Raw genomic sequence first — 13,380 nt, 5'->3', positions numbered from 1 at the left:
CAAATGACAATGCCAGCCGCGTTACCCGGCATCGAAGGGCGCGGTGCCGCTCGCCTGATCACCCGAGGCACTCGCGACGATTTTCTCAACCTTCAGTTCTGCGTCACGCAACTTTCCCTCGCAGTGCGCGCGCAGGGCTTCGCCGCGCTCGTAGAGGGCAATCGACTCGTCGAGCGGCACCTGACCGCCTTCAAGGCTCTGGACGACACGCTCGAGTTCCTTGAGCGCGTCCTCGAAGCTCATCTCGGCGATCTTCGGCTCACTCATCTCTCACCCCTCCGCGTGCGCGATCAACTCGTGCAGATGCGCGCTCAGGCTCTCGGCAAGCCCGTCGAGATCATACCCTCCCTCGAGCGTCGAGACCACGCGCCCGCCGCAGCACTCCTGCGCGGCCTTGCAGATCTCGCGCGTCACCCAGGCAAAGTCGCTGTCGAGCCAGTTGAGGTTCGCCAGCGGGTCGTTCACATGGGCATCGAAGCCCGCCGAGATCATCACCAGCTCGGGCTTGAACGCCCGAAGCGCCGGCAGGATCTGGCGCTCGTAGGCGTCGCGCATGTCCTTGCCGCCAGACATAGGCCTCAGAGGCGTGTTGACGATATTGCCGACGCCGGTTTCATGCGCCGCGCCTGTGCCGGGATAGAGCGGCATCTGGTGCGACGACGCGAAGAAGACCCGTCCGTCATCCCAGAAGATGTCCTGCGTGCCGTTGCCGTGATGCACGTCGAAATCGACGATCGCGACCTTCTTGAGCCCGAGCACATCGGTCGCGTGACGGGCCCCGACGGCGACGTTGTTGAACAGGCAGAAACCCATCGCGCGCTCGCGCTCGGCGTGATGCCCGCAGGGGCGCACGGCGCAGAACGCGGCCTTGGCCTTGCCCGCCACCACCGCCTCGACGGCGTCGATGTTCGACCCCGCCGCGCGCCGTGCCGCCTCGAGGCTGCCCGGGGACATGTGCGTGTCGGGATCGAGGCTGACCGAGCCCGAGGTCGGCGCCGCGCGCTTGATCCCCTCGACATAGGCGTCCGTGTGCGTGCGCTTGAGGGCGTCGTCGCTCGCGGCCGAGGCTTCCCGGCGCGGCAGGGCATCGAACTCGGCGCGGTGCAGCACGCGCTCGACGGTTTCGATGCGGGCCACGCGCTCGGGGTGACCCGGCGGCGTGACATGCTGGTGGCTGGATGGATGTGTGACGATAAGGACGCTCATGGCGCGACACTAGACGGCCCGTACCATCTGCGCAAATGCGCCGTGGCGCCCCCGCCCCGCGCCGGTCTCGCGACACGTCGCCGCGTCATGCCGCCGGGGCATAATGCCGTCCATTCCACTGCCAAAGCGCGCTGCCGCGCCGCCCGGTCACGAGGATGTCCCGCACGCCCCGCGTGCGCCCCGCGGCCACGTCGACCTCGAATGCCAGAAGCCGCGCGACCGGACGCCAGCCGGTTCCCTCGCGGAAATAGATGTCGAACGAGCAGCCCGCCGTTCCGCAATAGAGCGACGAGGTGTTGTTCCAGATCACGTCGAGGTCGCCGTCGCCGTCGAGATCCACCTCGGCGAAGCGCACATCGGCCAGTTGCTCGGACCGCGTCTCGGTGAGTGCCACGAGCGAAGGGTCGTGGTCCGACTGGCGGTATGTCGTGTCTGGCACCTGCGGCACGGCAGGCGGCGGCGCGAGCGGATCGCTCGTGGTCTCGCCCGGTATCGTCCCCGTCGCATTGGTGTCGGTCTGCGGCAGATCCCCTTTCGCCGGCGCGCGGGCGACGTCGGTCGTCTTCGGGGCCGGGCGCCGAGGCAATGCTGCGATCTCTGCATCCAGGCTCCGTGCGAAATCCTGGTCGATCTGGCCCGTGACCTGAAGGCCCCGCATGCGCTGGTAATCCATCACCGCGTTGCGGGTTCTCGGCCCATAGATGCCGTCCACCGGCCCGGGCTTGAAACCCAGCCTGGCAAGGCCCGACTGCGCATCTGCCACCGGCATCGCGTGTTGCGAGGTCCCGGATGGAACCTCTCCGCGCATCCCCGGCGCGCAGGCCGCGAGGGGAAGGCCGACAAGGACAAGCGCGATCGCCGCATTCTTGAGGATGTTTCGCATGGCGCGCATTCCACCGGTTCTCGAATCTTTAATCAAGCCCGGACGATATCGGCCACGGCTAAGAAACGGGTTTCTCTCGTCTCGGGCCGGCCCCATCGACACAACCTGTGGGTGACTCCCTTGCCGGTCGATCGCCTTTTGCCGCAAGTCGTTGCACGAGTCGGCCCACTCGCGCCCGTTCCGACGGCGGCGCCTCCTGGCGCGGACGGCCACAGCGGTCAGTCGGGCGTGAGCATGTAGCCTGCGCCGCGCACGGTCTGCAGATACCGCGGCGCCTTGGGGTCCGACTCGATCTTGCGCCGGAGTCGCGTGATCTGGACATCCACCGCCCGCTCCTGGACCTCGCCGTTCTGACCGCCCAGTTCCGCCGCGAGCCGAGCGCGGGTGATCGCCTCGTTCGGCTGGCGCGCGAACACCCGCATCAACGCCTGTTCGGTGGTCGTGAGGCGCACCAACTGGTCTTCGCAGGTCAACTCGCCGCGCACGATATCGTAGCGGAAAGGTCCGAGCGCGAGGATGCGCGGCGGCGCCTCGGCCTCGGGTTGCGGCACGGCGCGGCGCAGGATCGCGGCGATCCGGAGCAAGAGCTCGCGCGGCTCGAAGGGTTTGGCGAGATAGTCGTCGGCGCCCGCCTCAAGCCCGTCGATGCGGTCGCTCGTCTCGGCCCGGGCCGTCAGCATCAGGACCGGAGCGTCGATGTTCTCGCGCATCCGCCGCAAAAAGCTCACGCCGTCCTCGCCGGGCATCATGACATCGACCACAAGGAGATCGAACGCCAGGTTGACGAGGATCCGCTCGGCATGTGCCGCGTCCCGCGCCGACGTGACGAGATAGCCGTTGCGCATCAGGAACCGCTTGAGCAGATCGCGGATCCGCTGGTCGTCATCGACCACAAGAATATGCGGCGGCTGCTCGGGCGCCTCCATCACCGGCCCTCCCGCCCGACCAGCGAGAGGACCGCGTCTCGGCCGCCCTCGTCGATCATCCGCTCGAGGACCTTCCGAAAGCCGGCGACGGCATCGGGCCCGGCCTCGGAGAAGGCGCGCCTGAGCCGCTCGCGCTGCGGCGCCGAGAGCGACCGTTCCAGTTCCTCGCCCTTGGGCGTCAGATTGAGATGCCGCTGCCTCCTGTCCGCCTGGCCGGTGGTCTGCACCACGAGATCGTCCTCGATCAGCTGGCGCAGGACGCGGTTGAGCGACTGCTTGGTGACGCCGAGGATATCGAGCAGCCCCGCGACCGTGATCCCCGGCCGGCGCTTGATGAAGTGGATGGCGCGGTGATGGGCGCGCCCGTAGCCACGCTCGGCGAGCACGGCGTCCGGATCCGACGTGAAATCGCGGTACGCGAAGAACAGGAGCTCGATACCCTGCCGCAATTGCTCGTCGGTCAGGAACAGCAACTGCTCCGGCCGGCTCGGTGTCTGGGTCGCTCCGCCCGGCACGCCGTGAAGCCCCGGACCACCCCTATCCCGGTTCATAAACCTTTGCCTCACAGTTTACGTCAGCCTTATTGACTGATTGTTAGCGCAATGTTACGCACACCGCAAGGAGCGCGAGCATTTCCTGCTCGTTTGAAGCCTTCATGCGAAAGAATCGTTCCCGTGGCAAGCCCGCGGGCCAGGACCTCGAGGAGACCACCAAGATGGCGACTGCCAGTGCCTATGACGACCGCGACGGGTTCATCTGGATGGATGGCGACCTGATCGAGTGGCGCTCGGCGAAGGTGCATGTGCTTACGCATGCGATGCATTATGCCTCGGCGGTATTCGAGGGCGAGCGGGCCTATGGCGGGCGCATCTTCAAGTCCGAGGCGCATTCGCAGCGCCTTCTGGAAAGCGGCGCCGCGATGGACATGCCGATTCCCTACTCGGTCGACCAGATCGAGAAGGCCAAGGCCGACACGATGCGGGCCAACGGGCTGAGCGACGCCTATGTCCGCGTGCTGGCGTGGCGCGGCTCGGGCCCCGACATGGGGGTCGCGGCGGCGCGCAACCCGGTGCGCATGGCGGTCGCGACCTGGGAATGGGGCGCCTATTACGGCGACGCCAAGATGAAGGGCGCCAAGCTCGACATCTCGAAGTGGAAGCGCCCCAGCCCCGAAACGATCCCGAGCCACGCGAAGGCGGCCGGCCTCTACATGATCTGCACCATGTCGAAGCACGCGGCCGAGGCGAAGGGCTGCTCGGACGCGCTGATGATGGACTACCGCGGTTATGTCGCCGAGGCGACGGGCGCCAACGTGTTCTTCGTTAGGGACGGCAAGGTCCACACCCCGATGCCGGACTGCTTCCTTAACGGGATCACGCGCCAGACCGTGATCGGCATGATGAAGGACAAGGGCATCGAGGTGGTCGAGCGCCACATCATGCCCGACGAGCTCGAGGGCTTCGAGCAGTGCTGGCTGACCGGCACCGCCGCCGAGGTCACGCCGGTGGGCGAGATCGGGCCCTACCGCTTCGAGGTCGGCGCGCTGACCCGGGACATCGCCACGAGCTACGAACAGCTGGTGCGCGGCAACCACTGAGCCTGACCGGCGCTTGGAAACCGGCCCCCGCGCCCCGGGCGCGGGGGCCTTTTCACGCGTGAAATTCAAGTTATCGTATTGAAAAGCTTGTCTTTCACATACCCGCGGCAGCCTTTCGCCGTATCGAGACGCGCCATGACGCGCTTGGCCGTGTTCTCCTCGAATGACCGGCACAGCCTCTCCTGCGGCCCCCGCAGGCAGACACCGCTCCGGTAGCGCAGCAGGTCGCGCCGCCAGCAGGCATCGTCGGGCAGAGGCGGCAGATCGGCCACGGCCGACGGATCGAGCGCGACAATCTGCTGGCCGAGCGCTTCGAGATCCGGCCCCTCGGCGCGCACGCGGGGGCCGGGCGTTGCGCCGCGGCATGCGCGAGCGCGCCCTGCACGCGCCTATGGCGCCGGGGCGGGCCGGCCTCGCGCAGGATCGGGCGGACCGATATCGGCTTCCCCTGAGGTTCGGCGATGCCCCCGATCAGCCCCTCCCTTGCGCCTGGCGCCGCCGGCGCGGCGCTTCTGCTGGTGCTCGAGGCGTCCGGAATACCCGTGCTGCGCGCGATCTCGGCCCACTGGCCCCTGTTCCTGCCGCCGCTGGTCATGATGCTGGGCATGGCCGGCGTGTTGGGGCGGGGCGTGGGCCTGCACAACATCTTCCGCGAGGACCCCGAACTCGCCAAGCGCTACCGCGCGACCCATGGAATCGGCATCTGGCGCTACAGCCCGGCGATCGCGGCGCAGGCAGCACTTTGCCTGTCCATGATGCATGCCTGGGGCTTCGCCTTTGCGCTGGGCGCCGGCGAGGGCCCCGATGGGCTGAAGGCTGCCGCGCCGTGGATCGTGGCCTGCACCTCGGCCTCGGCCGCACCGGCGCTGATCTGCGCCGTTCTGCCGCGCAGGGGCGGTCCAACGCACCAGCCGGGCGAGCGGACGCGCAGCCTGCTCGGCGCGGTGCTGGGCCAGGCCATGGCGCTGGCCGCGCTGGCATGCGCGGTTCGCATCGAGGCAGGACTTGCGGCGGCGTTCGGGACGAATGGGGCGTGGAGCGTGGCCGCCCTGGCCGTTCCCGGGGCGTTGGGCTGCGCGGTCGCGCTCGCCCATCCCAATCTTCTGCCCGCGCTTGCACTGGCATCGCTGGCGACCCTGATGAGCCTGGTCTACGCGGCGCTGGCCGTTCTGCCCGAGGCGGCGCGCCCCCTTGTGCTGGCGGGGCTTTTTGGCTGGATCGTGCTGGCCAATGGCGGCCTCGACCGCCTGCGGGGGCGCGAGCCCCGGCTGAAGTTCGAGATCCCCGGCATCGTGGATGCGCAGGGACAGAGCCGGTACGCCCTGGGCCGCCGGCTGGACCTGCGCCGTGTCTATGCCGAGCCGCTGTGGCCCGATGGCGTCGCGGCCTTTCGCGCCGGACAGCGCGCAGCAGCCCCGGCCCGACAGACCGAGCCTAGCGATCCGCGCCGCGCCCGGCCCGGGCTGATCGCGCCACTCGCCGCCCTCGATGCCTGGGCCGCGCGGGCGGCGCCGCGCCCCTTTGCGCCACCGCGCGAGGTGGCGCTTGCGCCAGAGGAGGGGATCGCCACTGCCCCCATCGAGCGGGCGCTGCGCGCGGTCCGCGAGCGGCCCGCGCAAGGGTCGCGTGCCGGCAAGCCCAAGCTGGTCCTGGTCGCGACCTCGGGCGGGGCCTACCGCGCGTCGTTCTGGACCGGCATCGTGCTCGACGCGCTGGGGGCGCTGGAGCGCGCGGGCGCGCTGCCCGGCTTCACGGCCAGCGTGCGGCTGATCACCGGCGCATCGGGCGGGATGGTGGGGGGCGCCTACTTCGCGGCGATGGCCCGGCCGGACGCCGCGCCGTCATCGGTCGTCGCGCGGCTCGAGTCCGACATCCTCGAGGTGCAGGACGCCGCCGGGCCGCATGCGCTCGGCTATCCGCAGGCGACCCGCTGCCCGATCCCGCGTGACAGCCTCTCGGCCGTGGCACAGCGGCTGGTGCAGCGCGATCTGCCGGGGCTGATGTGGCCGGGGGTGGCGCGCACCGACCGCGGGACGGTGCTCGAGGATCAGTGGGCGACGCTCGACCGGCCCTTCGTCGCCCTGCGGCAGGGCGAGGCCGAGGGCTGGCGCCCGTCGCTGATCCTGTCGCCGATGCTGACCGAGACGGGTCAGCCGCTGATGATCTCGAACCTCGATCTCGACCTGGTCCGGCGCGACGCCTATGGCGAGACGGTGCAGTTCTTCGACTGGTTCCCCGAGGCGCAGGAGAGCTTCCGCCTCAAGACCGCGGTGCGGCTCAACGCGGCCTTTCCCTATGTCGCCCCGGCGGCGGCGCTGCCGACCCTGCCATACCGGCGGGTGGTCGATGCGGGCTATTACGACAATTACGGCGTGGACCTGGCGGCGACCTACCTGGCGCGGCCCGAGATCCGCGACTGGATGCTGGCGAACACGTCGGGCGTGATCGTGCTGCAGCTGCGCGCCTTTCCCTTCGCGCTGCCGCTGACGGCCCAGCCGGGCGTGGCCGGGCGCGCGCTGCAGTGGCTGACGACGCCGGCCGAGGCGGTGATGGCGGCGCGCGGCGCGACCATGACCTTCCGCAACAGCCAGAGCCTGCGGCAGGTCCGGCTCGACTATCGCGACCGGGCCGCGCCCGACCTGCCGCCCGAGGCGCGCCCCGACTTCGTCGAGAGCCTGACCTTCGTGGTTGATTCGCGCACCAGCCTCAGCTGGTACCTGCCGGGGCACGAACTGGACGAGATGCGCGCGGCCTTTCGCGCGGCGCCGACGCAGGAGCTGCTCGGGCGCCTGGTCGGCGCGTGGTGGCGCTAGCCGTCGGTCAGGGCTGCAGCACGCGCACCGGCGAGCCTGCGGCCCAGGCCTCGATCGCCTCGACCGTCTGGCCGTAGAATATCTCCCAGGTCTGGCGGCTGACATAGCCGATATGGGGCGTGAGCAGCAGGCGGCCCGCCTCGATCAGCTCGCGGTCGCGGATCGGATCGGCGGCGGGCACGGGCTCGGCGTCGTAGACGTCGATGGCGGCGCCGCCAAGCCGCCCGGCCTCGAGCGCGGCGATCACCGCGCGGCTGTCGGCGATCGGCCCGCGCGAGGTGTTCACCAAAAGCGCGTCGGGCTTCATCCAGCCAAGCTCGGTGGGCCCGATCAGGCCGCGCGAGCGCTCGGAGAGCACCAAGTGGATCGAAACGACGTCCGAGCCGGACAGCAGGTCCCGCAGGCTGGGGGCATGCTCGACGCCGACCTCGGCGCAGCGCGCGGCGGTGAGGTTTTGCGACCAGGCGCTGATCTCCATGCCGAAGGGCCGGGCCAGCGCCGCCACCTGCGCGCCGAGCCGTCCGAGCCCGACCAGCCCGAGCCGCAGGCCCGAAAGGTCGCGCCCCAGCCCCACCTGCCAGCCGCCCGCCGCCATCGCGTTGGCCTCGCGCACCAGCCCGCGCGAGAGCGCGAGGATCAGCAGCATCGCCATCTCGGAGGTCGTGGTGCCGCGGCTTTCGGTGCCGCAGACGGTGATGCCGCGCGCGGCCGCGGCGGCGAGGTCGATCGACAGGTTGCGCGCCCCGGTGGTCACGATCAGCCGCAGGTTCGGCAGGGCCCCGAGCAGGCTGCCCGGGAGCGGCGTGCGCTCGCGCATCACCGCCAGGACATCGAAGGGGGCGAGGCGCTCGGCGAGGGCGTCGTGGCCTGTGATGGTGTCGCGGAACACGGTGATCTCGGCGCCCGACGCGGTCAGCCGCGACCAGTCGGCGCTTTGCAGCGCGACGCCCTGATAGTCGTCCAGAATCGCGATCTTCATGCCGCCCGTCTCCTCAGCCGCGTCTCGTCACGCAGCGAGGTATGACGCGTTGCGCACAAGACCGCCAGCCCGCCCGCGCGGGGTCTGGCGGCCGAGGCCGGTTCCGGCGTTAGGCCGAGGCAGGCCGTGCAGCGGGCCGGGGCCAGTGGCTGAACGCCGCGCGCAGATAGGCGCGGCTTTCCAGCGCCGCTTCCTCGACGATGGTCAGGAAAGTGGGCCAGGGCGCGAGGATGCGGCCCTCCATCTCGCCCTCGCCGATGCTGAGGATCGCGCCGAACTTCGCCGCCAGCTTCTGCATCCGGCGGTTCCCGACCATGCAGGTCATGAAGACCGAGCTGACATAGCGGTTGCGCGCGAGCACCAGCGCCTTGCGCATGAGCAGCGCACCAAGCCCCTGTCCCTGGAATTCCCGCTCGAGGCTCATGGCAAGCTCGGCCTCGGAGGAATAGGGCCTCGGATGGATCGAGAGCTCGACCGCGCCGCGCAGCACGCCGTCGACCTCGCAGCCGAGGACCTGGGTGTTCGGCCAGTCGATCAAGGCGCAATGGCGCCTGACCGCCTCGTCGCCGAGATCGCCGCAGAACCGCATGCGGCGGTCATGGCCCTCGAGCCGCAGCAGATGCGCCTCGAGCGAAGCCATGTCGCCCGGGCCGAGCCGGCGGATATCGACCTTCCGGTCGGGCGTCCGTGGTTGGCGGGCGCGATCGCCCGCGAGCACGCGCTCGGCCCTGGCGGCGCTATCGGGCCGTTCGCGCGAGACACCGCGCCGGCGCTGGATCGGGGGCCCGTCGAGGGCCGTCGGGGTGGAATTCATGGAAGACCTCCGTCGCATGATGCGTCACGTCCATCTTCCTCCCGCAGTCTTGGGTCTTGCCGCCCTCTTGCTGCACTGCAAAACGCAAGTGGGGCAAAAATCGCGCCGCTTCAAGAGAGCCTTTTGCCAATGCGAGATCGAAGCGATGCAGCTTTGCCACGCCGGCCCCAACCATGACCAGGGCCCGAAGCCCCGGTTTCGCGCGAGTGCGCGGTGGAATTGCGCGGGAAACCAATGTCTTGGGAATCGACCGAACCCCGGGTCGCTGACTTCGGACACGGATTGCGCAGGCTCGACACTTGTTGCAGCGCCGTCGAACGGTTATGTTGAATACCAGTTGCAGGGATGTAAGACGGTGGCCATCCCGGCCCCGGCAGCCCTACGACGGAGGGTAGTTCTGACTGCAGAGATTGTCATGAGTGCCGCGGGCACTCGCCCATCCGCCACCGCCATCGGCGGCATGACGGACACAACCGGGAGCGAGGCTCTCCTCTCCCTCATCGTCTCATCGCTCGATCAGGACAGCGCCGAGGAGATCGTCACCATCGATCTTGGCGGCAAGTCGTCGATCGCGGACCACATGGTGGTCTGCTCGGGCCGCTCGTCGCGCCATGTCGCGGCCGTGGCCGAGAAACTGATCGAACGGCTCAAGTCCGAGGCGGGCGTGATCGCCCGGGTCGAGGGCAAGGAGGCGGCAGACTGGGTGCTGATCGACGCGGGCGACGTGATCGTCCATGTCTTCCGGCCCGAGGTCCGCAGCTTCTACCAGATCGAGAAGATGTGGATGCCGGAAGCCGACAGGACCGCGCGCCGCATCTGACGGCGCGCGCATGAGGGTCATCATCGCCGCGGTCGGGCGCGCACGTCCCGGCCCCGAGGCGGAACTCACGCGCGACTACCTGGCGCGCGCGACGCAGGCAGGGCGCAGCATGGCGCTAGGCCCCTGCGATCTTGTGGAAATCGACGAACGCAAGGCCCGCGACCGCGCCGCGCAATCGGTGCGGCTGCTCGATGCGGCGCCTACGGGTGCGCACCTGATTGCGCTGGACGAGCGCGGCCGGACGATGACCAGCCCCGAATTCGCGGCGATGCTGGCGCGGCTGCGCGACAGCGGCACGTCGGATTGCGCCTTCCTTATCGGCGGCGCCGATGGTCATGATGAAAGCCTGCGCGGCCGCGCCGACCGGTTGCTGAGCTTCGGCCCGATGGTCTGGCCGCACATGCTGGCCCGCGCGATGCTGGCCGAGCAGATCTACCGCGCGGTCTCGATCCTCGCGGGCAGCCCCTATCATCGGGAGTGAACGATGCCTGCCATTCGCTTCTGGTTCGACCCCGCCTCGACCTATTCCTGGCTGACGGTGCTGCGCATCGGCGATGCGGCGCGCGACGCGGATGTCGAGGTGCACTGGCAGCCCTTCCTTCTGGGCCCGATCTTCCGCGCCCGCGGCTGGGAGACCTCGCCCTTCAATCTCGACCCGGCGAAGGGCGCGCATATGTGGCGCGATCTTTCGCGGCGTGCCGCGATGCTGGGCCAGACGGTATGCCGCCCGGACCCCTTCCCGGGCCACAGCCTGCGCGCCGCCCGGATCATGACCGCCGCGCGGACCGAGCCCTGGATGCCGGATTTCGCTGGCGCGCTGATGACCGCGGCCTTCGTGCGCGGCGCCGACATCGCCGCACCCGAGGTGCTGACCGGCGCGCTGGAGTCAGCCGGGGCGGCGCCCGGCGGATGGCTGGCGCGGGCCGAGGCCCCGGAGACGAAAGCCGCCCTGCGCGCCGCGACCGAGGAGGCAGCGGCGCGCGGCATCTTCGGCGCGCCGAGCTTTACGGTCGGGGACGAGCTTTTCTGGGGCGACGACCGGCTGGAGGACGCGCTGGCCTGGGCTTCCGGTCGGCATCCGCTGCAATCGGACGCATGGCTTGATGCGCCCGGGCCGAGGGTCTAGACCGCTGGACAGAAACCACGAGCAGGAAGGACGACCCATGGACCGCAAGCCCGTCATCCTGTGCATCCTGGATGGATGGGGTTTGTCCGATACCAGCCCGGCCAACGCGCCGGTCGAGGCCGCGACGCCGAATTTCGACCGGATCTGGCGCGACTGCCCGCATACGACGCTGTCGGCCTCGGGGCAGGATGTCGGCCTGCCGGCCGGGCAGATGGGCAACTCGGAAGTCGGCCACACCAATATCGGCGCGGGCCGCGTGGTCTGGATGGACCTGCCGCGGATCGACAGGGCGATCGACGATGGCAGCTTTGCCGAGAACCCCGCCTTCGACCGCTTCGCCCAGACGCTGCAGGCGAGCGGAGGGGCCGCGCATGTGATCGGGCTGATGAGCCCGGGCGGCGTGCATTCGCACCAGCACCATTTCGCCCGGACCGCGCGCCAGCTGGCCCGTCGCGGCCTACGGGTCAAGCTGCATCTCTTCCTCGACGGGCGCGACGTGCCGCCAAAATCGGCGCTGGGCCAGCTTGAGGCCTTCGAGGCCGAGCTGGGCGACGCGGCCGAGATCGCGACCGTCACCGGCCGTTTCTACGGGATGGACCGCGACCGGCGCTGGGACCGGGTCGAGGCGGCCTGGGCGGCGATCACCCGCGGCCAGGGCCACCGCGCCGAGAGCGCGCGCGCCGCGATCGAGGCTGCCTATGCGCGCGGCGAGAGCGACGAGTTCGTCGAACCGACGGTGATCGGCCGCTACCAGGGCGCGGCGGCCGAGGGCGACGGCGTCGTCTGCGTCAATTTCCGCGCGGACCGCGCGCGCGAGATCCTGATGGCACTGCTGGATCCCGAGTTCGACGGGTTCGCACGCGCGCCCCTGCCGCGCTTTGCGGCGGCGCTGGGGATGGTCGAGTATTCGGATCGGCTGAACCAGTTGATGGACGTGCTGTTTCCGTCGCAGGAGATCGTCAATACGCTGGGGCAATGGGCCGCGAAGCACGGCAAGCGGCAGTTCCGGCTGGCCGAGACCGAGAAATACCCGCACGTGACCTTCTTCTTGAACGGCGGGATCGAGACGCCCGAGGCCGGCGAGGAGCGCTACATGGCGCCCTCGCCCAAGGTGCGGACATACGACCTGGCGCCCGAGATGGCGGCGGCCGAGGTGACCGAGCAGTTCGTCGGGGCCATCCGCGCGGGATACGACCTGATCGTGGTCAACTATGCCAACCCCGACATGGTGGGCCATACCGGCAGCCTCGAGGCCGCGATGGCCGCCTGCGAGGCGGTCGACCGCGGGCTTGGCGCCGCTCTCGATGCGCTGGCCGAAACCGGCGGCGCGATGCTGGTGACCGCCGATCACGGCAACTGCGAGGTGATGGTCGATCCCGAGACCGGCGGCCCGCATACCGCGCATACCACGAACCCGGTGCCGCTGGTCCTGGTCGAGAGCGGCGGGGGCGGGCACGGCCTGGTCGCGGGCGGGCGGCTCGCGGATCTCGCGCCGACGCTGCTTGCGCTGATGGGACTGGCCCAGCCCGCCGAGATGACCGGCCGCTCGCTGCTGACGGGGCCCGGCACGTGAGGCTGGCGGGCGCGGCAGCCGGTCTTGCTCTCGCCCTGGCGCTGGCGCAGGCGCCCGGCATGCCGCGCGCCGCGGCCTCGGAGGGGGGCGCGGTGGTCGAGGCCGCGCAGGGCGATCTCGCCCGCGCCAGCAGCGCGCTAGAGAAGGCCGACACGCCGCGCGAGAAGCTCGAGGCGCTGGGGCACGCCGCTGCCGCAGCCGAGCGGGCGCTCGGCGCCTACCGGCTGCTCCTGCGCACGCTCGCGACCGAGGAGGCGGCGCTGGCCGCGGCGATGGACGAGGACCGCGCCGCCACGGCGCGGCTGGTCTCGGCGCTCGACAGCCTCTCGCGCGCGCCGCGCTCGGCGCTGCTGGCCTATCCCGGCGGGCCGGTCGAGGCGATCCGCGCGGCCAGCCTGATGGCGGCGATCGCGCCCGAGCTCGACCGACGGCGACTCGATCTCGCGCTGCGACTCGACCGGCTGGCCGAGTTGCGCGCGCGCGAGGAGGAGGCAAGGCGCTCGGCCGAGACCCTGCTGGCCGAGCTGCAGCGCCTGCGCGCCGACGCCTCGCGCGCCGTGCGCGAGCACCACGGCAAGGCGCCCAGCAACCGCGCGCTGGAGGCGCAGGCCGCCGCCGCGGCCGAGCGAGCGCGCGACCTCGC

The 13,380-nt window shown here is 70.3% G+C and carries 14 protein-coding genes and 1 pseudogene; 7 read left to right on the top strand and 8 right to left on the bottom strand.

Annotated features, from left to right (window positions below):
• Positions 1-21: 21 nt before the first annotated feature.
• From H0I76_RS18895 to H0I76_RS18875, 5 genes are all read right to left on the bottom strand, one after another.
• The gene (locus H0I76_RS18895; protein ID WP_200613643.1) at positions 22-267 is read right to left on the bottom strand and encodes an exodeoxyribonuclease VII small subunit; all 246 of its coding nucleotides are present in this window, start codon (positions 265-267) and stop codon (positions 22-24) included.
• 3 nt (positions 268-270) lie between these two features.
• Positions 271-1,206, bottom strand: coding sequence for a histone deacetylase family protein (locus H0I76_RS18890; RefSeq protein WP_200613641.1), 936 nt, complete (start codon positions 1,204-1,206; stop codon positions 271-273).
• An 85-nt stretch (positions 1,207-1,291) separates the two neighbouring features.
• Positions 1,292-2,098 carry a peptidoglycan-binding domain-containing protein gene (locus H0I76_RS18885; protein WP_200613639.1) on the bottom strand — a complete coding sequence of 269 codons (807 nt, stop codon included), beginning with the start codon at positions 2,096-2,098 and terminating at the stop codon, positions 1,292-1,294.
• A 209-nt stretch (positions 2,099-2,307) separates the two neighbouring features.
• On the bottom strand, positions 2,308-3,015 hold the full coding sequence (locus H0I76_RS18880) for a response regulator (RefSeq protein WP_200613637.1): 708 nt from the start codon (positions 3,013-3,015) through the stop codon (positions 2,308-2,310).
• Positions 3,015-3,566, bottom strand: a complete 552-nt coding sequence (locus H0I76_RS18875) for a MarR family winged helix-turn-helix transcriptional regulator (protein ID WP_200613635.1) — start codon at positions 3,564-3,566, stop codon at positions 3,015-3,017. Before H0I76_RS18875 ends, H0I76_RS18880 begins: the two co-directional genes overlap by 1 nt.
• A gap of 164 nt (positions 3,567-3,730) precedes the next feature.
• Here H0I76_RS18875 and H0I76_RS18870 point away from each other — a divergent pair, with 164 nt between their 5' ends.
• Positions 3,731-4,612 carry a branched-chain amino acid aminotransferase gene (locus tag H0I76_RS18870; RefSeq protein WP_200613633.1) on the top strand — a complete coding sequence of 294 codons (882 nt, stop codon included), beginning with the start codon at positions 3,731-3,733 and terminating at the stop codon, positions 4,610-4,612.
• 65 nt (positions 4,613-4,677) lie between these two features.
• Here H0I76_RS18870 and H0I76_RS18865 read toward each other — a convergent pair whose 3' ends face one another.
• Positions 4,678-4,950 carry a hypothetical protein gene (locus H0I76_RS18865; RefSeq protein WP_200613631.1) on the bottom strand — a complete coding sequence of 91 codons (273 nt, stop codon included), beginning with the start codon at positions 4,948-4,950 and terminating at the stop codon, positions 4,678-4,680.
• A 123-nt stretch (positions 4,951-5,073) separates the two neighbouring features.
• Between H0I76_RS18865 and H0I76_RS18860 the strand changes: the two genes are divergently transcribed.
• Positions 5,074-7,425 (top strand): hypothetical protein, encoded by a 2,352-nt coding sequence (locus H0I76_RS18860; RefSeq protein ID WP_200613628.1) that lies wholly within the window; start codon positions 5,074-5,076, stop codon positions 7,423-7,425.
• Between the two features lie 7 nt (positions 7,426-7,432).
• Here the strand turns inward: H0I76_RS18860 and H0I76_RS18855 are convergent, their stop codons facing one another.
• Positions 7,433-8,404, bottom strand: coding sequence for a D-2-hydroxyacid dehydrogenase family protein (locus tag H0I76_RS18855; protein WP_200613626.1), 972 nt, complete (start codon positions 8,402-8,404; stop codon positions 7,433-7,435).
• 109 nt (positions 8,405-8,513) lie between these two features.
• Positions 8,514-9,218: a GNAT family N-acetyltransferase gene (locus H0I76_RS18850; protein ID WP_200613623.1), complete on the bottom strand. Its 705-nt coding sequence runs from the start codon at positions 9,216-9,218 to the stop codon at positions 8,514-8,516.
• Between the two features lie 415 nt (positions 9,219-9,633).
• Between H0I76_RS18850 and rsfS the strand changes: the two genes are divergently transcribed.
• The 5 genes and pseudogenes from rsfS to H0I76_RS18825 form a co-directional block, all read left to right on the top strand.
• Positions 9,634-10,038 carry a ribosome silencing factor gene (gene rsfS, locus H0I76_RS18845; protein WP_407704283.1) on the top strand — a complete coding sequence of 135 codons (405 nt, stop codon included), beginning with the start codon at positions 9,634-9,636 and terminating at the stop codon, positions 10,036-10,038.
• Between the two features lie 10 nt (positions 10,039-10,048).
• Positions 10,049-10,519 carry a 23S rRNA (pseudouridine(1915)-N(3))-methyltransferase RlmH gene (gene rlmH / locus H0I76_RS18840; protein WP_200613621.1) on the top strand — a complete coding sequence of 157 codons (471 nt, stop codon included), beginning with the start codon at positions 10,049-10,051 and terminating at the stop codon, positions 10,517-10,519.
• A gap of 3 nt (positions 10,520-10,522) precedes the next feature.
• The gene (locus tag H0I76_RS18835) at positions 10,523-11,164 is read left to right on the top strand and encodes a 2-hydroxychromene-2-carboxylate isomerase (protein WP_200613617.1); all 642 of its coding nucleotides are present in this window, start codon (positions 10,523-10,525) and stop codon (positions 11,162-11,164) included.
• 37 nt (positions 11,165-11,201) lie between these two features.
• The gene (gene gpmI / locus H0I76_RS18830) at positions 11,202-12,737 is read left to right on the top strand and encodes a 2,3-bisphosphoglycerate-independent phosphoglycerate mutase (RefSeq protein ID WP_200613615.1); all 1,536 of its coding nucleotides are present in this window, start codon (positions 11,202-11,204) and stop codon (positions 12,735-12,737) included.
• Positions 12,734-13,380, top strand: a pseudogene (locus H0I76_RS18825) (hypothetical protein); the annotation flags it as partial. The gene gpmI and the pseudogene H0I76_RS18825, both read left to right, overlap by 4 nt.

The sequence above is a fragment of the Thermohalobaculum xanthum genome, from assembly GCF_016623495.1.
GTDB lineage: Bacteria > Pseudomonadota > Alphaproteobacteria > Rhodobacterales > Rhodobacteraceae > Thermohalobaculum > Thermohalobaculum xanthum.
This window is presented reverse-complemented; position numbering and strand designations above follow the sequence as displayed.

Coding starts and splice junctions, on each gene's coding strand:
- rsfS (WP_407704283.1), top strand. CDS start 9,634: ATGAGTGCCGCGGGCACTCGCCCATCCGCCACCGCCATCGGCGGCATG.
- H0I76_RS18875 (WP_200613635.1), bottom strand. CDS start 3,566: ATGAACCGGGATAGGGGTGGTCCGGGGCTTCACGGCGTGCCGGGCGGA.
- H0I76_RS18895 (WP_200613643.1), bottom strand. CDS start 267: ATGAGTGAGCCGAAGATCGCCGAGATGAGCTTCGAGGACGCGCTCAAG.
- rlmH (WP_200613621.1), top strand. CDS start 10,049: ATGAGGGTCATCATCGCCGCGGTCGGGCGCGCACGTCCCGGCCCCGAG.
- H0I76_RS18860 (WP_200613628.1), top strand. CDS start 5,074: ATGCCCCCGATCAGCCCCTCCCTTGCGCCTGGCGCCGCCGGCGCGGCG.
- gpmI (WP_200613615.1), top strand. CDS start 11,202: ATGGACCGCAAGCCCGTCATCCTGTGCATCCTGGATGGATGGGGTTTG.
- H0I76_RS18855 (WP_200613626.1), bottom strand. CDS start 8,404: ATGAAGATCGCGATTCTGGACGACTATCAGGGCGTCGCGCTGCAAAGC.
- H0I76_RS18890 (WP_200613641.1), bottom strand. CDS start 1,206: ATGAGCGTCCTTATCGTCACACATCCATCCAGCCACCAGCATGTCACG.
- H0I76_RS18850 (WP_200613623.1), bottom strand. CDS start 9,218: ATGAATTCCACCCCGACGGCCCTCGACGGGCCCCCGATCCAGCGCCGG.
- H0I76_RS18880 (WP_200613637.1), bottom strand. CDS start 3,015: ATGGAGGCGCCCGAGCAGCCGCCGCATATTCTTGTGGTCGATGACGAC.
- H0I76_RS18835 (WP_200613617.1), top strand. CDS start 10,523: ATGCCTGCCATTCGCTTCTGGTTCGACCCCGCCTCGACCTATTCCTGG.
- H0I76_RS18870 (WP_200613633.1), top strand. CDS start 3,731: ATGGCGACTGCCAGTGCCTATGACGACCGCGACGGGTTCATCTGGATG.
- H0I76_RS18885 (WP_200613639.1), bottom strand. CDS start 2,098: ATGCGCGCCATGCGAAACATCCTCAAGAATGCGGCGATCGCGCTTGTC.